At 76.3% G+C, this 17673-nt stretch carries 20 protein-coding genes; 10 read left to right on the forward strand and 10 right to left on the reverse strand.

Features of this window, described 5'->3' with window-relative positions; all coding sequences use genetic code 11:
* Window positions 1-966, reverse strand: a complete 966-nt coding sequence (locus tag EYB28_RS10685; protein WP_166847574.1) for a LysR family transcriptional regulator — start codon at window positions 964-966, stop codon at window positions 1-3.
* 94 nt (window positions 967-1060) lie between these two features.
* On the opposite strand from EYB28_RS10685, the gene EYB28_RS10690 reads away from it, so the two are divergent.
* From EYB28_RS10690 to EYB28_RS10700, 3 genes are all read left to right on the forward strand, one after another.
* A complete protein-coding gene (locus tag EYB28_RS10690) occupies window positions 1061-2065 on the forward strand; it encodes a threonine/serine dehydratase (protein WP_166847577.1) in 1005 nt (334 codons plus the stop codon).
* A 36-nt stretch (window positions 2066-2101) separates the two neighbouring features.
* Complete coding sequence (locus tag EYB28_RS10695) at window positions 2102-2722, forward strand: L-threonylcarbamoyladenylate synthase (protein ID WP_166847580.1); 621 nt, start codon at window positions 2102-2104, stop codon at window positions 2720-2722.
* Between the two features lie 95 nt (window positions 2723-2817).
* Window positions 2818-4224 (forward strand): UTP--glucose-1-phosphate uridylyltransferase, encoded by a 1407-nt coding sequence (locus EYB28_RS10700; protein ID WP_166847583.1) that lies wholly within the window; start codon window positions 2818-2820, stop codon window positions 4222-4224.
* An 82-nt stretch (window positions 4225-4306) separates the two neighbouring features.
* Here EYB28_RS10700 and EYB28_RS10705 read toward each other — a convergent pair whose 3' ends face one another.
* Window positions 4307-5023 carry a YigZ family protein gene (locus tag EYB28_RS10705; protein WP_166847586.1) on the reverse strand — a complete coding sequence of 239 codons (717 nt, stop codon included), beginning with the start codon at window positions 5021-5023 and terminating at the stop codon, window positions 4307-4309.
* Between the two features lie 67 nt (window positions 5024-5090).
* Here EYB28_RS10705 and EYB28_RS10710 point away from each other — a divergent pair, with 67 nt between their 5' ends.
* Window positions 5091-5768, forward strand: coding sequence for a hypothetical protein (locus tag EYB28_RS10710; protein WP_166847589.1), 678 nt, complete (start codon window positions 5091-5093; stop codon window positions 5766-5768).
* A gap of 175 nt (window positions 5769-5943) precedes the next feature.
* Here EYB28_RS10710 and EYB28_RS10715 read toward each other — a convergent pair whose 3' ends face one another.
* From EYB28_RS10715 to EYB28_RS10750, 8 genes are read right to left on the reverse strand one after another with little or no spacing between them, the layout of a single operon-like run.
* Complete coding sequence (locus EYB28_RS10715) at window positions 5944-6618, reverse strand: GNAT family N-acetyltransferase (protein ID WP_166847592.1); 675 nt, start codon at window positions 6616-6618, stop codon at window positions 5944-5946.
* A 22-nt stretch (window positions 6619-6640) separates the two neighbouring features.
* Entirely contained in the window at window positions 6641-7210 is a 570-nt protein-coding gene (locus EYB28_RS10720) for a Dps family protein (RefSeq protein WP_166847595.1), read from the reverse strand.
* Window positions 7211-7240: 30 nt separating this feature from the next.
* Window positions 7241-7834 (reverse strand): hypothetical protein, encoded by a 594-nt coding sequence (locus EYB28_RS10725; RefSeq protein ID WP_166847596.1) that lies wholly within the window; start codon window positions 7832-7834, stop codon window positions 7241-7243.
* Window positions 7831-9162 carry a DUF58 domain-containing protein gene (locus EYB28_RS10730; RefSeq protein WP_166847599.1) on the reverse strand — a complete coding sequence of 444 codons (1332 nt, stop codon included), beginning with the start codon at window positions 9160-9162 and terminating at the stop codon, window positions 7831-7833. Before EYB28_RS10730 ends, EYB28_RS10725 begins: the two co-directional genes overlap by 4 nt.
* On the reverse strand, window positions 9159-10175 hold the full coding sequence (locus EYB28_RS10735; RefSeq protein WP_166847602.1) for a MoxR family ATPase: 1017 nt from the start codon (window positions 10173-10175) through the stop codon (window positions 9159-9161). The genes EYB28_RS10730 and EYB28_RS10735 overlap by 4 nt, the downstream gene beginning before the upstream one ends.
* Window positions 10172-10720 carry a hypothetical protein gene (locus tag EYB28_RS10740; RefSeq protein ID WP_166847604.1) on the reverse strand — a complete coding sequence of 183 codons (549 nt, stop codon included), beginning with the start codon at window positions 10718-10720 and terminating at the stop codon, window positions 10172-10174. Before EYB28_RS10740 ends, EYB28_RS10735 begins: the two co-directional genes overlap by 4 nt.
* Window positions 10717-11451 carry a DUF4129 domain-containing protein gene (locus EYB28_RS20490; RefSeq protein WP_166847607.1) on the reverse strand — a complete coding sequence of 245 codons (735 nt, stop codon included), beginning with the start codon at window positions 11449-11451 and terminating at the stop codon, window positions 10717-10719. Before EYB28_RS20490 ends, EYB28_RS10740 begins: the two co-directional genes overlap by 4 nt.
* Window positions 11452-11460: 9 nt before the next feature.
* On the reverse strand, window positions 11461-12639 hold the full coding sequence (locus EYB28_RS10750) for a DUF3866 family protein (protein ID WP_240930727.1): 1179 nt from the start codon (window positions 12637-12639) through the stop codon (window positions 11461-11463).
* A gap of 124 nt (window positions 12640-12763) precedes the next feature.
* On the opposite strand from EYB28_RS10750, the gene EYB28_RS10755 reads away from it, so the two are divergent.
* From EYB28_RS10755 to EYB28_RS10780, 6 genes are all read left to right on the forward strand, one after another.
* Entirely contained in the window at window positions 12764-13855 is a 1092-nt protein-coding gene (locus EYB28_RS10755; protein WP_166847613.1) for a YafY family protein, read from the forward strand.
* Window positions 13848-14897 (forward strand): YafY family protein, encoded by a 1050-nt coding sequence (locus EYB28_RS10760; protein WP_166847616.1) that lies wholly within the window; start codon window positions 13848-13850, stop codon window positions 14895-14897. Before EYB28_RS10755 ends, EYB28_RS10760 begins: the two co-directional genes overlap by 8 nt.
* 10 nt (window positions 14898-14907) lie before the next feature.
* Window positions 14908-15276: a hypothetical protein gene (locus tag EYB28_RS10765; protein ID WP_166847619.1), complete on the forward strand. Its 369-nt coding sequence runs from the start codon at window positions 14908-14910 to the stop codon at window positions 15274-15276.
* Window positions 15277-15454: 178 nt separating this feature from the next.
* Complete coding sequence (gene tatA / locus EYB28_RS10770; protein ID WP_166847622.1) at window positions 15455-15751, forward strand: Sec-independent protein translocase subunit TatA; 297 nt, start codon at window positions 15455-15457, stop codon at window positions 15749-15751.
* Window positions 15752-15823: 72 nt separating this feature from the next.
* The gene (gene tatC, locus EYB28_RS10775; protein WP_166852176.1) at window positions 15824-16564 is read left to right on the forward strand and encodes a twin-arginine translocase subunit TatC; all 741 of its coding nucleotides are present in this window, start codon (window positions 15824-15826) and stop codon (window positions 16562-16564) included.
* On the forward strand, window positions 16561-17664 hold the full coding sequence (locus tag EYB28_RS10780) for a diacylglycerol kinase family protein (protein WP_166847626.1): 1104 nt from the start codon (window positions 16561-16563) through the stop codon (window positions 17662-17664). Before tatC ends, EYB28_RS10780 begins: the two co-directional genes overlap by 4 nt.
* The last annotated feature ends 9 nt before the right edge of the window (window positions 17665-17673 follow it).

Below are 17673 nucleotides of genomic sequence, written 5' to 3' on the forward strand. Positions count from 1 at the left end.
CTATCCGGGGACGTCGTCGCTCGACAGCGGGCCGTCCATCGCCCGGCCCGCCGCGGCGAGGCGCTCGACGAGCGCCGCCGTGGGCGGGGCCGGGGCGCCGACGGTGAGGGCCAGCACGCGGCGCGAGGCCCCCGGCAGCGGGACGGTGCGGACCCCGGGGTGCCGGTGGGCCCGCAGCGCCAGCCCGGGCAGCACGCTCACGCCCGCGCCGGATGCCACGAGGGCCTGCACCGCCACGTAGTCGTCGGTCTCGAACGCGATGCGCGGGACGAAGCCGACGCCGGCGCACCGGGCGACGAGGTCGGCGCGGCAGCGCTCGCAGCCCGCGATCCAGTCGGCGTCCTGCAGGTCACCGAGGGTCGTGGCGGAGGCGGCGCCGGCCCCGTGCGGCGTGCTCGGGGTCACCAGGGTGACGGGCTCGTCGTGCACGATCGTGACCTCGAACCGGGACAGGTCGGTCACGGAGCGGGCGTGCCGTACGTCGGAGTGCTCGAAGACGAGGGCGACGTCGACCTCGCCCGTGGTGAGCGCGGCGACGGCCTCGGGCGGCTCGGCCTCGACGAGGCCGACGCTCAGACCGGGGTGGGAGTCGCGGAGCCGTGCCACGGCGTCCGGCACGAGCGTGGCGAGCGCCGACGGGAACGCGGCGAGGCGGGCCCGCCCCGCCCGGAGCCCGGCGAGCGCGTCGAGCTCGCGGCGCGCGCCGTCGAGCCGCCCGAGGATCTCCTCGGCGCGCGCGGCCAGCAGCCGGCCCGCGTCCGTGAGTCGCACGCCGCGCCCGGAGCGGACCAGCAGCGCGATCCCGGCCTCGGCCTCCAGCCGGGACAGGTGGTGGCTCACGGACGGCTGGGCGTAGTGCAGCTCGCGGGCGGCCGCCGTCACGGACCCGGTGCGGGCGACGGCGTCGAGGACCCGCAGCCGGGTGAGGTCGAGGTCGGCACGCTGGGCGGCGGGAGTGACGGACATCCTCGCAGTCTACGACCGATGCATCGATGAAGTCGATGGTTTCGAGCGAAACATGGCATTGGACCTATGTGTCGCGCGCCCCGATCCTGGAGGCATGACGACGACGATGCCCGAGGCCCCCGTGATCGCCCCGCCGACCGTGCGCGACGTCCTCGCCGCGGCGCGCCGCCTGGAGGGCCGCGTCGTCCGGACCCCCGCCGTCGCGCACCCCGAGCTGGACGGCGCCGTCGCGGACGCCGGAGCGCGGGACGCCCGGCTCGTCGTCAAGCACGAGAACCTCCAGCACACGGGGGCGTTCAAGGTGCGCGGGGCGCTCAACCTGCTGCTCGGGCTCGACGACGTGGAGCGGGCCCGGGGGATCGTCGCCTACTCGACGGGCAACCACGCCCAGGCCCTCGCGTACGCGGCGGCCCGCACCGCGACGCCGTGCACCATCGTCATGCCCACGGACCCCAACCCCGTCAAGGAGCGCGCCGTGCGGCGCCTCGGCGCCGACGTCGTGCTGCACGGCAGCACCTTCGACGACGCGCGGGACCGGGCGGCGGAGGCCGCCGGCGCCGGTGGCGCGCGGCTGGTCGGCGCGGCGAACGAGCCCGTGCTCGTCGCGGGCGTCGCGACCGCCGTGCTCGAGCTCCTCGCGCAGGCGCCGGACCTCGACGTGCTCGTCGTGCCGGTCGGCGGGGGCTCCGGGGCGGCCGCCGCCTGCCTGGTCGCCGAGGCCCTCGCGCCCGGGCTCGAGGTCGTCGCCGTCCAGTCCGCCGCCTCCCCGGCCGCGCACGACTCGTGGCGGGCCGGGGAGCTGCGCAGCGCCGCCAACACCACGCGCGCCGAGGGACTGGCGGTCGGCTGCGGCTTCGCCCTCACCCAGGCGGTGCTGCGCGACCGGCTCGCCGACTTCCTCCTGGTCACCGACGACGCGATCACCGCCGCCCAGGCCGCCTACCTCACTGGGGCGCGCACCGTCGCGGAGGGTGCGGGAGCCGCCGCCCTGGCCGCCGTCCTGAGCCACCCCGCCCGCTTCGCCGGGCGGCGCGTCGGCGTGATGTGCTCCGGCGGCAACGCCAGCGAGGCGGAGCTGCGGCGCGCCCTCGCCGGGTGACCCGCCGCCCGGCCGGGGCGGGACTAGGCTGCTTCAATGGCGCGCTACCTCGACATCCACCCGGTCGACCCGCAGCCGCGGCTCGTGGCGCAGGTCGCCACCGCGCTCACCGACGGCGGGCTCATCGCCTACCCCACGGACTCCGGGTACGCGCTGGGCTGCCGCGTGGGGCAGCACGACGGCACGGAGCGGATCCGGCAGATCCGGCAGCTCGACTCCGGCCACCACTTCACGCTGGTGTGCTCGAGCTTCGCGCAGCTCGGCCAGCTGGTGCACCTCGACAACAGCGCGTTCCGCGCGATCAAGGCCGCCACCCCGGGCCCGTACACGTTCATCCTCCCCGCGACCGGCGAGGTCCCGCGCCGGCTGGCCCACCCCAAGAAGAAGACCGTCGGGGTGCGCATCCCGGACTCGCGCCTGGTGCAGGCGCTCCTGCGCGAGCTCGGCGAGCCGCTGCTGTCCTCGACGCTGATCCTGCCGGGGGAGTCCCAGCCCATGACGGAGGGCTGGATGGTCAAGGACGAGCTGGACCGCGTCGTCGACGTCGTCGTCGACTCCGGGGACGTCGTCGCCGAGCCGACCACGGTCGTCGACTTCTCCGCCGGGTACCCCGAGGTGGTGCGGGCCGGCGCGGGGGACACGTCGCGCTTCGAGTGACCGGTCCGCCGGCCTGAGGCCACCACCGCGCAGGGCCCGTGGCGGGCGCGAGACGACGACGCCGCCGGTGCCCGCGCGCCGCTAGGGTGCTGGCCATGAGCGAGACCGGACTGGCGCAGGCACACGACAAGATGACCGCGGCGGGGGTCGCTCCCGCGGCGATCGAGACGTTCACCCGCTTCTACGGGCTGCTGGCCTCCGGGGAGACGGGGCTGGTACGGGAGGCCGACGTCGAGCCGCTGACGGGCCTCCCGCGGCACGCCGACCTGGACGTCTCCGACGACGATGCCGCGGCGGCCCTGTCCCGCACGGCCGTCATCAAGCTGAACGGCGGCCTGGGCACGTCGATGGGCATGGACCGGGCGAAGTCCCTGCTCACGGTGCGGCGCACCGCGGCGGGGGAGGACCTGAGCTTCCTCGACGTCATCGTGCGGCAGGTGCGCGCCGCGCGCGCCGCCACCGGAGCCCGGCTGCCGCTGGTGCTGATGAGCTCCTTCCGCACCCAGGACGACACCCTGGCGGCGCTGGGCCGCTACGACGACCTGGCTGTCGACGGCCTGCCGCTGGACTTCCTGCAGAACCGCGAGCCGAAGCTCGCCGCCGACACGCTGGAGCCCGTCGAGTGGCCCGCCGACCCGTCGCTCGAGTGGTGCCCGCCCGGGCACGGGGACCTCTACCCGGCGCTGCACGCCTCCGGGGTGGTCCGCGCGCTCCTCGACGCGGGCTTCCGCTACGCGAGCGTCTCCAACTCCGACAACCTCGGGGCGGTGCCCGACGCGGAGATCGCGGCCTGGTTCGCGTCCTCCGGCGCCCCGTACGCGGCCGAGATGTGCCGCAAGACGCCGGCGGACGTCAAGGGTGGGCAGCTCGTGGTGCGCCGGTCCGACGGGCGGATCATGCAGCGCGAGACCGCGCAGACCCACCCGGACGACATGGACGCCGCGCTGGACGCGTCGCGCCACCCCTACTTCCACACGAACAACCTCTGGTTCGACCTCGAGGCCCTGGCCGCCGAGCTCGACCGCACGGGCGGTGTGCTGGAGCTTCCGCTCATCCGCAACGAGAAGACGGTGGACCCCACCGACCCGTCCTCCACCCCGGTGATCCAGATCGAGTCCGCGATGGGCGCGGCCGTCGCTGTCTTCCCGGGGGCGACGGCGATCGAGGTCGGTCGCGAGCGCTTCCTGCCGGTGAAGAAGACCAGCGACCTGCTCGTCCTGCGCTCGGACGTGTACCGGCTCACCGACGACTACCGGCTCGAGGCGGCGGCAGACGCCCCGCTGGTCTCCCTGTCGAAGGCGTACAAGGCGATCGGCGACTTCGACGAGCGGTTCGCCGCGGGCGCCCCGTCGCTGCGGGACGCGTCGTCGCTCACCGTCGACGGCGACTGGACCTTCGGCGCCGGCGTGCGGGTGACGGGCGACGCCGCACTGCCCGACGCGGGACGGCCGGCCACCGTGCCCGACGGGGCGGTCGTCGGCCCGGACGGCGTCACGCCCTGACGTCCTCTGTTGTGGGTACGAAGGTGGTGTGGGTTCGCGCGCGAACCCACACCACCTTCGTACCCACAACGGGCGGGGGCGGTCAGGCGGGGAGGTCGACGACGCGGCTGCCGAGGGTCTCCGGGCGCAGGCCGCCGGCAGAGGCCGCCGCGAGGTCGTCTCCCAGCCGCGGGACGGCGTCGGGCGGGACAAGCAGGGTGAAGCGAGCGTTCTGGGCGTAGGCCACGTCATCCAGGACGGCGCCGTGCGTGACGGCCCAGTCGCGCAGCAGGTGCTCGATGCGCCCGGCGTCGGCGTGGGGGACGCCCACGCCGACCTCGGTGAGCAGGGCGCGGCGCAGGAGGCTCCTGCTCTCGGCCGCGGCGTCGAGCGCGGCCGCGACGGCACCGGAGTAGGCCCGTACCAGGCCGCCCGCGCCGAGCTTGACCCCGCCGAAGTATCGGCTGACGACGGCGACGACGTCCGTCACGCGCCGCCGGCGCAGCACCTCGAGCATGGGGACGCCCGCGGTGCCCGACGGCTCACCGTCGTCCGTGGATCGCTGGGTGTCGGCGTCGGTCCCGACGACGAGCGCGACGCAGTGGTGGCGGGCGTCCCAGAGCTCCTTGCGCACGCGGGCGACCACGGCGTCGGCCTCCGCGACGGTCGTGGCGCGGGCCAGGTGGGCGAGGAAGCGGGACTTCTTGATGACGAGCTCGTGGTCCACGGGCCCCGCGAGCGTGCCGTGCAGGGGCCCAGGGGCCGCCGGGCCGGCGCCCGACGTGCCACCGGTCGGCGGGGCGGCGGGCGGTCGGCTCATCCGGCGAGGGTACGACACGCCGGAGGCCGGTCTGGAAAAAGTGTGCCAAGCGCGGGAAGATCGTGCCATGACCAGCGCGCACGAGCAGCCGGCCGAGACACCCGCCGACGCCACGGCCGCCGGACGCTACCCGCGGCCTCCGGTGTCGTTCGACGAGGCCGAGTGGGTGTGGCGCGAGCTGTCGGTGGAGGCGATGCGGCCGGGGGCGAAGCCGGAGACGGTGCGGCTGGCGGTGATCGCCGGCCTGACGCGCGCCACGGGCGCCCGGTACGGGGACCTGCTGCGCGTGCGGGCCGAGGACCTGGACCTCGGCCCCGACCCGGCGGCCTTCGCGCGCCGGGGGCGCGTGGGCGGCAGGCGGGACCCGGGGGAGGGGAGCGTGGTCGTGCGGCACGGCAAGCACCGCACGGTGCGCGTGCACCGGGTGCCGGGGGAGGTGGTGCTCCTGCTGCGGCACTGGATGGTGGTGCGCACCGAGCTGGCGGCCGAGCTCGAGGGGTCGGTGCCGCGCGCCCTGCTGCTCACGGTGCACCACACGCACGACAACGGCACCACGGTCTCGAGCGGCCTGCCGATCACGCGGCAGGGGCTGGTCCTGTCGTGGCGCCGCTTCGTGCACCGGACGAACGCCCGGTTCGGGGCGGTGCGGGCGCCGCTGCCCACACGCTTCGAGCAGGTGCGGCGGGCCTGGGTGGAGGCAGGAGTGACGGACCCGGGGCGCGAGGTCGTCCAGGGCGAGGGCTGAGGGCCCCAGGGGGCGTGCGTCGACAGCCTCCTCGGCTCTTCTCTCAGGAAAATAGTGTGCCAAGCATCATGAAACCCACCAGGCCAGTTGCACCGGCCCGGGAGCAAGGACGAGCCAGGGGTGCCCACCACGCCGGTGGGCACCCCTGGTGCCGGGAACCGCCGCCGGCCGGCCCTCAGTCCGTCGGGATGCCGAGGAGCGGGGCCGTGGGGGAGTGCGAGGGCAGCTCGCTGAAGCCGTACCGGTCGTAGAACGCGCGGGCCCCGGTGTTCCCCGGGTCCATGCCGAGGTGCACGCCGGGGACGCCCCGCTCGGCGAGCGCGGCGCGGAGCGTGTCCATGAGGGTGCGGCCGAGGCCCCGTCCCTGGGCCTCGGGGAGCAGGTCGATGTGCAGGTGCGCCGGGTAGCGGTCGAGCTCGTCGTCGGTGAGGCCGCGCACCATGCGCGTCGGGTCGGCGCCGGCGGCGAGGAGGGCGGGCTCGGTGAAGCGGGGCTCGTGGCCCGTGGGCGGCCCCGGCTCGGGGTGCCGCGCCACGAACCCCGGGCCCCACGCGCGCTGCCACCACGCCACGAAGTCGCGGGTGTCGGCGACGCCGATCACGTAGCCGAGCAGCTTGCCGTCGGGGACGTGCAGCACGGCGTCGGCATCCTGGTCCCGGGCGGGGGGAGCGTCCGGGTCGACGACCACGAACGCCAGGTCCGGGGCGTACTCGAGGTACGGCAGCGCGAAGACCTCGGGCATGAGCAGGTCGTCCGAGTAGAGGCCACGCGCGTCCGCGCCGCCGGCGGCGGTGCGGGTGCAGACCTCGGCGACGGCGGCGCGGTCGGTGGGGCGAGAGGTTCGGATCACGCCGCCATCATGCCGGACGCGCTCAGCCGGCCGACTCCCGGGCCCGGCGCGCGGCGTCGAGCTCCGACGTCGCGCCGGAGGTCGAGATCTCGCCGCCCGCGCTCTCCAGGTGCGCGCGCACGAACCAGTGGAAGAGCTCCAGGTCGTGCAGGTGCCCGATGAGGAGGTCGTTGGTGACGTCGTCGAGCTCGGCGGTGTCCGCCGCCGCCTTGCGGTGCGCGGAGATCACGCCCTGGTAGACCTCGTCGAGCGCACCGAGGTGCTCGATCGCCGTGGCGCGCCGCAGGTGGTAGTCCTCCCAGGTCCGTGCCGCGACGAGGGCGCCCGGCGTGCCGACGGGCGAGACGCCGAGGGTCGCGATGCGCTCGGCGACGGCGTCGGTCATTCCTCGCACGGCGTCGACCTGCGGGTCGAGCATCTCGTGCACGGCGATGAAGTGCGGCCCCACGACGTTCCAGTGCACGTGCTTGAGCGTGAGGTGCAGGTCCGTCAGGGAGTTGAGGCGTTCCTGCAGGATCCGGGCGACCGTGTCGCCGTCCTCGCGGGACAGCGACGGCACGGTGTAGCGGGCGGTGTTCGTCTGGTCGGCCATCGGGTGCTCCGTCCCTCGTGCGGGGTCTGGTCACTCGCCATCGTGCCCGCCCACCACGAGCCACGCGACCGCAACCAGGGCCACCGCCGCGAGGGCGACGAGCCCGTCGACCGGGTGGCCCGCGACCGCCCAGGAGAGCGCCCCGACGGCGAGGGTGGCGAGGGCCACGGCGAGGTCCCGGCGTGCCGTGCGGCGCAGTGCCGTGACCCCGACGAGGTCGCCCGGGCCGACCTGCTGCGCCCACCAGCCGAGGCGCACCGTCGCGTACCCGAGCGGGGCGAGCCAGAGCGCGGCGGGGTCGAACGGCGCGCCCGGCGAGAGGACGAGGACGACGGCCGCGACCACCACCGCCACGTGCGTGGGTCCCGGGCCGGGCCGGAGAGCCGTCCACGCCGCGAGGGCGAGAGCGACCGTCACGAGGATGCCGGTGTCCACGGGGGTGCGGGCGCCCGCGAGCACCACGAGCAGGGGCGTGGCGACGGTCGCGGCCGCACGGAGCGTCCAGCCGGGGACGCGCGCGCCGACGCCGACCCGCACCCGGGGGAGCGGCCGGTCGCGGCGCCACCACCGGCGCGCGAGGGCGCGCACGCGGGGTGGGACGACGGCCCGGGCGACGCCGCTCATCGGGCGCCGGCCCCGTGCCGGCGGGAGGCGCGCACGAGGGTCTCCAGGACGACCGGCGCCCGGTCCCGAGCGGATCCCGCCCAGCGGACCACCGGGACACCCTCGGCGACCGTCCGGCGCAGTCGGTCCTCGCGCTCCATGCGGGTGACGCGCCACGCCATGCGCATGTGCTCCTCGTGGGTGGGCCGGACGTCGGGCAGGGTGTCGACGAGCACCACCGGGTGTCCGTGCGCCCGCCACGCACGCACGAGGTGCACGGGCTCGTCGTCGAGCACGGTGGAGAACAGGTACACGATGGCGTCCGCGGGCAGCCGCGGCGCGCGCAGCCGGTGCGCCGGCGTGCCGACCGCGTGGCTCAGCGCGAGCCCGTGGAGCACCCTTCGCAGGTGACGCTGCCCCGCGGCGGGCGGCAACGGCCGACGACGGCGGCCGAGGTCGTCGAGCCCGACCCGGTCGCCTGCGGTGACGAGGGCGGACGCCACCGACGCGGCCGCGTGCCGCGCGAGGTCCAGCGAGGTCGCCTCGTCGACGCGCTGCGGCCCGGTGCCGCGCCACGTGCGCAGGTCGGGGCCGACGTCGTCGCGGGAGTCCAGCACGAGCACGGCGGTGGCCTCGGCGGTGGCGTACGTGCGGCGCACGTAGAGGGTCTCGAGGTCGGGCGAGCGGCGCGCGGTGGTCCGCCAGTCCACCCGGTGCAGGCGGTCGCCGGGGGTGAACGGGTGGACGTCCCGCAGCTCGTCGCCGTCGCCGAGGCGGCGCGCCGTGTGCGGGCCGGTGAGCCCGCGCAGCCGCCGGGGTAGCGGGACGCGTCCCAGGCGCATGACGGTGGGGAGCACGACGCGCTCGCCCGCGTCGACGCTCACCGGCTCGCAGGCCGTGGCCCCGCCGGCGCCGAAGGCTCGCACGTCCACCCGGAAGGTGGGCTGGGGCCCGGTGCGCACCGTGCGCAGGCCGAGGTCGAGCTCGCGCGGGGCGCCCTCGACCACGACGGTCGTGGTCCGGTGCCCGGGGGCGGAGACGCGGGCCTGCACCACCTCGGCGGCCGGAGGCGGGTCGAGATGGAGCCGCGCCCGGATGTTCTCCGGCGCCTGCTCGCCCGGGTCGGCGAGGTCGGAGAACCGGGCGGGCGACCCGGGCTGCGCCGGTGCGGCGCCGCGACGTCCCGGGCGGGCCGACCACACGACGCCCAGGAGCAGCGGGACGCCGAGCAGCGCGACGTCCGCGCGGCCGGCGAGGAGGCCCAGGGCGAGCACCAGCACTCCGGCGACGATGCCGGAGGGTGCCTGCGGCGTGCGACGCCACCCGGGTGGTGGCGGTGTCGCGGTCATCCGGCCCCGCCGGCCACGGTCGCGGGGCCGGGCACGCGGGTGAGCAGCTCGCGCACCACGTCCTGCGCGCTCACGCCGGAGGCCCACGCGGTCGGGGTGAGGGTGAGCCGGTGGGCGAGCACGGGCACGGCGACGCGCTTGACGTCCTCCGGCAGCACGAAGTCGCGCCCGGCGAGGACGGCGACGGCCCGCGACAGCAGGAGCAGGTTCTGCGACCCGCGGGGGCTCGCTCCCACCTCGAGCGCGTCGTGGGAGCGGGTCGCCGCCGCGAGGTCGACGCAGTAGCCCGCCACGTCGGGGTCGACCGTGGTCGCCTCGACTCCCGCCTGCATCGCCAGGACCGTCGCCGGGTCCACGACCGGGGTCACGGGTGCGGCGTCCCGGCGCCGGGCGACACGGCGCAGCAGCACGGAGCGCTCGTGCTCGCGTGTGGGGTACCCGACGGACAGGCGCACCATGAACCGGTCGAGCTGCGCCTCCGGCAGCGGGTAGGTGCCCTCGTACTCGACCGGGTTCGAGGTGGCCATGACGTGGAACGGCGCGGGCAGCGGGCGGCTGACGCCGTCGACCGAGACCTGCCCCTCCGCCATCGCCTCGAGCAGCGCGGACTGCGTCTTGGGCGGCGTGCGGTTGATCTCGTCCGCGAGGAAGAGGCCGGTGAACACCGGGCCGGGCCGGAAGACGAACTCCCGGCCGGCCGGGTCGAACACGGCCGACCCGGTGATGTCGCTCGGCAGCAGGTCCGGGGTGCACTGCAGGCGGGCGAAGTCGAGGCCGAGCGCGCCGGCGAGGGAGCGGGCGGCGAGCGTCTTGCCCAGCCCGGGGACGTCCTCGAACAGCACGTGGCCGCCCGCGAGCACGGTGGCGAGCGCGAGCTCCAGAGGGTCACGCATGCCGACCACGGCGGTGGCGACCTCGTCGAGGACGCGTCGCCCGAGCTCCGCGACGCGGGCCACCGGGAGGCCCTCCGCGGCGGGGCCGGTGGGAGCGGGGGACGTGCTGTCGGGTGTCATGCGGGTGACCTTCCGTGGGAGGGGTGCTCAGGTCGTCGGTCTCTCGCCCGGGGTCTCGCGTCGGGCGGCTCGTCGAGGGCGTCCAGGGCGTCGAGCCAGCGGTGGACCTCGGCCCGGCTCGCCGCACGCGGACCGGTGAGTCCGTCGACCACGTCCGCCCCGAGCAGGCGGTCGGCCGCGGCCCGGTCGCGCGAGCCCGGCCCGGCGGCGAGGTCGATCCCGCGGTCGCGGAGCCGCGCGGACGCGAGGGCGAGCACGCGTCGGCGCATCCTGTCCCCGACCGCGCCGCTGCTGGTGAACGTCGCCCAGCCGAGGTCGCTCACGTCCTTGCGTGCGCCCTCCCGGCGGTGCTCGGGCACCTGCGGCCACTGCGCCACCCGCCCGGCGTCGACGGCGCGCCACACGAACGCCACGGCCGCCACGGTGACGGGCAGCACCGCGGCGTGGACGGGGTCGAGCACGCCGAACCCGGCCAGCAGGCCCCCGGCCGCGAGCGCCGGGAGGCCGACGGTGAGGGCGGCGCGGCGTCGTGGGGTGCGGGTCATGGGGTGTCCCGGGCGTCGGTGGGTGCGTCGTCGAGGGCGCGTGCGATGTGGCGCAGGGCGTCGCGGGCGCGGTCGACGTGGGTGGGTGGGACGGGGTGGTCGGTGAAGCGGGCCTCGGCGTAGAGGGTGCGCAGGGTGGCCACGTGGGTGCGGGGGGCGGGGGTGCCGGCGAGGAGGTGGGTGGTGAACTCGGTGGGGGTGTCGGCGGGGTCGCGGGTGGTGCCGTGGGTGGCGGCGGCGTCCTCGAGGGCGACCCAGGCGGCGACGACGGCGTCGTGCGGGGTCGTGGCGGCGTCGACGTGGGCGAGGGCGAGCTGGACGGCGTCGGCGAGCTCGGTGGTGGGGATGGTGGGGGTGGGGGTGCCGGCGAGGGTGTCTGCGGTGCGGGGGGCGTCGGGGTCGTCGTCGGGCTCGGGTCCGGAGGTCGCGGTGAGGACGCGGCGGGCGAGGAGGGTGAGCAGGACGAGGAGGAGGGCGGCGCCGAGGACGGACAGGACGACGGCCAGGACGGTGAGGGCGGTGGTGTCGGTGGGGTCGGCGTCGGTGAGGGGTGCGGTGGACGGTGCGGGCCGGGGTGCGTCGGGGGTGGCGGGGGTGGGTGGTGGTGCGTCGGGCAGGGCGAAGCGCCAGGGGGTGGCGGTGGCGGCGCCGAGGACGACGAGGGTGACGAGCGCGGTGAGCGCGGGGGCGCGCGGGGGTGTGCGGCGGGGTGGGGGCTGCCGCGCTGACATGGCGGAACGCTATCGGGTGGGGTGGGCGGTGTGCAGGGTGTGTGCGGCGTGCGTCCCGGCGACGGCGGCGGCGGCGAAGGCGGCGGGGTCGGCGTCGAGGTCGCGGCCCATGGTGGACAGGCGGGTGGGGGTGTGGCGCAGGGCGTCGAGGAGGCTGGTGTCCGCGGTGACGTCGACGAGTCTGTGCTGGGCGGGGGTGCGGGCGAGTGCGGGTGCCTGGGCGCGGATGCGGGTGGTGAGGTCGGGGCCCCAGCCGGGCAGTGCTTCGACGTCGGGGGTGGGGGCGGGGACGACGACGTCGGCGGGGGTGAGGGCGACGCGTCCGTAGGCGGTGAGGCTGTGGTGGGAGATGCCGAGGTGGCGGTCGCGGGCGTCGGCGCCGGAGACGCGGAGGCTGGCGACGGGTCGGCCGCCGAGGGTGGCGGCGGCGTTGAGGGCTTCGCCGGCGGCGACGCCGGAGAAGCCCCAGCGGGTGCCGGTGCCGAGGTTGCCGGGGCCTTGGGTGACGACGACGAGGTCGGCGTGGGCGACGTGGTGGGCGGCGAGGAGGCCGGTGTGCACGGTGACGGCTTCGAGGTCGCCGCCGAAGGCCTGCCCGACGGTGATGCAGGTGTGGAGCCAGCCGGTGTCGCGGAGGGTGGCGACGGTGCGGGAGAAGGTGGCGGGCAGGGCGCCGCCGTCGGTCATGACGTAGGCGACGCGGGGGGCGGGGCGGCCGGCGATGGTGGCGGCGTGGCGGGCGCCGGCGACGACGGCGGGCAGGGCGGAGTGCAGGTCGGCGACGACGACGGGCAGGCCAGCGAGGTCGTCGGCGTCGCGGAGGGTGTCGTAGTGGGGGGACTCTTGCTCGTCGACGCCGAGGACCATGGCCTGCAGGGGGGTGTAGCGGGCCTTGACGAGGTGGCCGGGTCCTGGCCGGGGGTCGGGGGGCAGGGGGGTGGGGCTGGTGGCGGCGGGGCCGACGACGAGGGCGTACCCGCCGGTGCCGAGGCCGCGGGCGAGGGCGGAGACGTTCAGGAGCAGGCGGTCGCCGTCGCGGGGGTCGCCGACGAGGGTGGTGTAGGCGAGGCCGCGGACGTCGGTGCGGGCGTCGGGACCCGGCAGGGGGGTGTCCAGGTGGAGCTCGACCTCGCGGGCGCCGCGCCAGGTGCGGCCGCGGGCGGTGACGGTGCCGGTGCGCCACGTGATGTGTCCGGTCACGTGCCCGGTGGTGTGCGTGGTGTCGGTCGGGGCGGCGCCGGGCGCCGTGCGGTCTGGGTGGTTCGGCCCTGTCGTCACGCACGCGAGGGTACCGGCGACTAGCGTGGGGCCGATGCCTGAGAGATCTGACGGTCCTGCCGTGGGTTCCGGTGACGGGACGCCCGCCCGTGGGACGCCTCCTGCCGAGCGCTTGCTGAACCTCGTCATCGCGCTGGTGAACACGAGCGCCGCGATGACGAAGCAGCAGGTGCGTTCGGGCGTGAACGGGTACGGGGACGCGCCGTCCACGGAGGCGTTCGAGCGGATGTTCGAGCGAGACAAGGACACGTTGCGGGCCCTGGGCATCCCGATCGTCACGGTGGACGCTGGCGGGCACAGCGACGAGGTCGGCTACCGGATCGACAACGACGCGTACGCGCTGGGGCCGGTGGACCTGACGCCGGCGGAGCTGGGTGTGGTGGCGCTGGCCGCGCAGCTGTGGTCGGACAAGACGTTGCGCACGGACATGTCGCGGGCGATGACGAAGCTGCGGGCGGCCGGGGCGGGCGAGGCGGCGACGGACGCGGTGGCGGGGCTGGCGCCGCGGGTGCGTGCGGCGGGTGACGCGTACGTGCCGCTGCTGGAGGCGGTCTCGGAGCGTCGGGACGTGTCGTTCCGGTACCGGGCCGCGAGCACGGGGCAGGTGCTGACGCGGCACGTGGAGCCGTGGCGGATCGCGGCCCGGGGCAGCGGCTGGTACCTGGTGGGCTTCGACCGTGCGCGGGGCGCGGCGCGCGTGTTCCGCCTGTCGCGGATCGCGGGGCGGGTGCGCGTCGGGGCGCGCTCGGGGGCGTTCGACGTGCCGGCCGAGGTGGACGTGGATGCGATGCTCGGCGAGCGGGTCGGAGTGACGCGGCGGGCGGTCCTCGCGGTCGTGCCGGAGCGGGCGCAGGCGCTGCGGGCGCGGGTGCTGCGCCGGCCGGACGGGGCTGCGGACGAAGGCGCTCAGGGCGAGGGTGCGGGCGGTGCCCGGCGTGCGGCGCGGGGCCGCGACGTGGTCGAGGTGGAGTTCCGCAGCCTGTCGGCGTTCGCGGACGAGGTCGCGGCGTACGGGGCCGCGGTGGTGGTGCTGGAGCCGGCGGACCTGCGCGCCGACGTCGTGCGGCGGTTGTCCGCGGCGGCCGCGCTCGACGCGTCCGTGGACGGGGAGGGGAACCGTGGCTGAACGGGCGGACGACCGGCTGGTGCGGCTGCTGGGGCTCGTCGCCTACCTCGACGACGCCGGCCCGGTCGAGGTGGAGGAGCTGGCGCAGCGGTTCGGCGTGAGCCCGCGCCAGGTGCGCGAGGACGTGGACGCGCTGTGGGTGTCGGGGACGCCGGGCTACATGCCGGACGACCTCATCGACTTCGACGCCTTCTCCCTGGAGGACGGCGTGGTCGCCCTCACCCAGGCGCGGGGCATGACGCGCCCGCTGCGGCTCGGCACCCGCGAGGCGGTCGCGCTGGTCGCGGCGCTGCGGGCCATGCACGCGTCCCCGGCGGTGCAGGCGGACCGGGGGCGCGCGGCCGTGGTCGCCTCCGCCCTGGACAAGCTCACCGCCGCCACCGGGGAGGCCGCGAGCGCCGTGGACGTGCGCCTCGCGGGCGACGACGACCCGCAGGTCATGGCGACGGTGTCGGGGGCGCTGACGCGGGGGCGGCGCCTGCACCTGCGGTACGTGAACGCGGCGGACGTGGTGAGCGAGCGAGACGTGGACCCGGCGCGGCTGGTGACGCAGGACGGGTCGACGTACCTGGTGGGGTGGTGCCTGCGCGCCGGCGGACGGCGCACGTTCCGTGTGGACCGGATCCTGGCCGCGCGGGCGCTGGACGTGCCGGTCGAGGACCACGGGCTGCCGGGGCCGGGGTCGTCGGACGACCTCGGTGCGGACGTGTGGGGCCAGGTCGCGTCGCGCTCGGCGCCGGCCGCGACGCTGGTGCTGGCGTCCGCGGCCCGCTGGGTGGCGGAGGAGGTGCCCGCGGAGTCGGTGCGGGACCTGCCGGACGGGTCGATCGAGGTGCGGTTGCGGGTGACGAACCCGGCCTGGTTGCGCAGGCTGCTGCTCGCGAACGGGCCGGACGTGGTGGCGGTGTCGCCGCCGGAGGTCGCCCGGGACGCGGCGGAGGCGGCGCGGCGGGCGCTGGACGCGTACGCGCTCGACGACGCCGCCGTCGAGCCTGCCCCTGGCGCCGACCCTGGGAACGGGTCGGGCGGCGGACTCGCCTAGGCTGGCGGCCATGTGGTGGTGGGTGTGGGTGCTGCTCGTCCTCGGGACCCTGGTGGGCGCCGCGCTCCTGGCGTGGTCGCTGTGGCGCCGCGGCGTGAAGGTGCTGCGCGCGGTCGGGGACGCGGGGGAGACGTGGGGTTCGGTGGCCGACCGGGCGGCGACGGCGGCGGCCGCCGCGACCCCCGTGGACACGTCGCCGACGATCTTCGACGACCCCGTGGTGCTCAGGGAACGGGTCGCCGCGGTGCGTCGCCGCGGCGGTGAACTCGCCGACCGTCGGCGTGCCCGGCGCGAGGCCGTGTGGCGCCGCTGGGCGCAGGGTCCGTCGGCGTCGCAGCAGTGGCTCGACCGACGGCGGCGGGACAAGGGCGGGTCATGATCCGGCCACGGTTCGACCGGCGCGCGGAGGCGCTCGGCGGCCTGGCCGTGACCTGGCCGGCTGCGGCCTCGTCATTCCCGTGTCGCCGCACGGCCATTCCCCGGTCACCGCGGACCGCGTAGGGTAAGCCTCATCAGGGCCCGCGCACGTGGGACGAACGAGAACGAGGAGCCGATTCATGGGCATGCTCAAGCCCTGGCACATCATCGTGCTGGTGGTCGTCATCCTGCTGCTGTTCGGGGCGCGCAAGCTCCCCGACCTGGCGCGCAGCGTGGGACAGTCGCTGAAGATCTTCAAGAGCGAGGTCAAGGACCTCACGAAGGACGACGACGACGAGAAGGCCGACGGGAAGACCGACGACGGCTCGGGTGCGGCCACGGTGAACGGGACGACGACGTCCTCGACGGCGAGCACGTCCGACACGTCGCCCCCACCGCCGTACACCACGCCCGGCAAGGACGGGCCCAAGGCGTAGGCGTTGTCCGGCACCACAGCGAAGCAGCCGTCCGGCGGGCGGACTGGTATGACGAAGGATTCCGAGGGGCGCATGCCCCTGCGCGAGCACCTGCTCGAGCTGCGCAAGCGCCTGTTCCTGTCCGCGTGCGGGCTGGTGGTCGGCGCGATCGCCGGGTGGTTCGTGTATCAGCCGCTGCTGGACGCGTTGCAGGCTCCGCTCCTCGAGGCAGCCGACGAGCAGAGCAAGACGATCGCCCTGAACTACACCGGCATGGCCACCGCCCTGGACATGAAGGTCAAGGTCTCGCTGTTCCTCGGCGTGATCGTGTCGTGCCCCTGGTGGCTGTACCAGCTGTGGGCGTTCGTGACCCCGGGGCTGACCAAGCGTGAGAAGGGGTACGCGTACGCCTTCCTCGGGGCGTCGGTGCCGCTGTTCCTCGGCGGGCTGGCCCTGGCCTGGTGGGTGCTGCCGCACGCGGTGAGCATCCTGGCCGGGTTCGTGCCCGAGGGTGCGGTGAACTACACGGACGCCCAGGGCTACCTGAGCTTCGTGATGCGTCTGGTGCTGGCCTTCGGGCTGGCGTTCGTCTCGCCGGTGGTCCTGGTGGGCCTGAACATGGTCGGGATGCTGCGCCACGAGGCGCTCGCCAAGGGGTGGCGGTGGGCCGTGCTGATCGCGTTCCTGTTCGCCGCGATCATGACGCCGACGCCGGACGCGCTGACGATGATCCTCGTCGCCCTGCCGATCTGCCTGCTGTACTTCGGTGCCCTGGGAATCTGCGTCCTGCACGACCGGCGGGTCGACCGCCGGCGCATGGCGGACCCGGCGTGAGCCGGCCGGCCGGGCGGCCTGCGCGCCGCCTCGGCCTGGTCGTCAACCCGACCGCCGGCGGCGGGCGCGCGGTCCGCACGGGCCGCCTGGTCCACGACGCCCTGCGGTCCGCGGGCCACCGGGTGCACGACCTGTCCGCTCCCGACGCGCGGCGGGCCGGCGACGACGCCGGGCAGGCCGTCGCCACCGGCACCGTCGACGCCCTCGTGGTCGTCGGCGGCGACGGGATGGTGCACCTGGGGGTCCAGGCCGTCGCCGGCACCGGCGTCCCCCTCGGGATCGTGGCGGCGGGCTCCGGCAACGACTTCGCCCGCACCCTCGGCCTGCCCGCGCGCGACCCGGTCGCCGCCTGCGCGCGCCTGTGCGCCGCCCTCGACACGGACGTCCCCGCGGTGCGGGTCGTCGACGCCCTGCACGTGCGCGGCGCGGGCCCCGACCGGTGGGTCGCCGGGGCGGTGTCCGCCGGCCTGGACGCCGCCGTCAACGCCCGCGCGAACGCGACGCCGCGGCCGCGCGGGCCGGCCCGGTACGCGCTCGCCGCGCTGCGCGAGATCGCCCGGTACCGCCCGTGGTCGTACCGGCTGACGTTCGACGGCGTCCACGACCCCGACCACGCCACGACGCCCGAGCGGCCCGAGTGGCCCGAGAGGTTGGGGCGGTCGGCTGACGTGCGCCGGTGGCTCGGAGCCGACGGCCGGTGGGCGGGCCGCGCCGCGCTCGTCACCGTCGCGAACGCCCCCCGCATCGGCGGCGGCATCCGGGTCGCGCCCGGCGCGCGTGTCGACGACGGCCTCTTGGACGTCGTCGTCGCCACCGACCTGTCCCGCCCCGCCGCGGCCGCGGCGTTCCCCTCGATGTTCGTCGGCGCCCACCTGCACCACCCCCGGGTCCACGTGGTCCGCGCCCGCGGCGTCCACGTCGAGCCGGGCCCGGCCGTGCCCACCGGGCGCCCGGGCCGCGAGCGCCCCACGCCCTCGGGCCTCGAGCATCCCCTGCCCGACGCCTACGGCGACGGCGAGCACCTGGGCGCGCTGCCCTTGCGGGTGACCGCACGGGCCGGAGCCCTGCACGTGCTCGACGCGCCCGCTCGCCGCCTCTGACGGCAGCGG

Origin of the sequence: Isoptericola sp. BMS4, assembly GCF_011634835.1 — a bacterium.
Lineage (GTDB): Bacteria > Actinomycetota > Actinomycetes > Actinomycetales > Cellulomonadaceae > Isoptericola.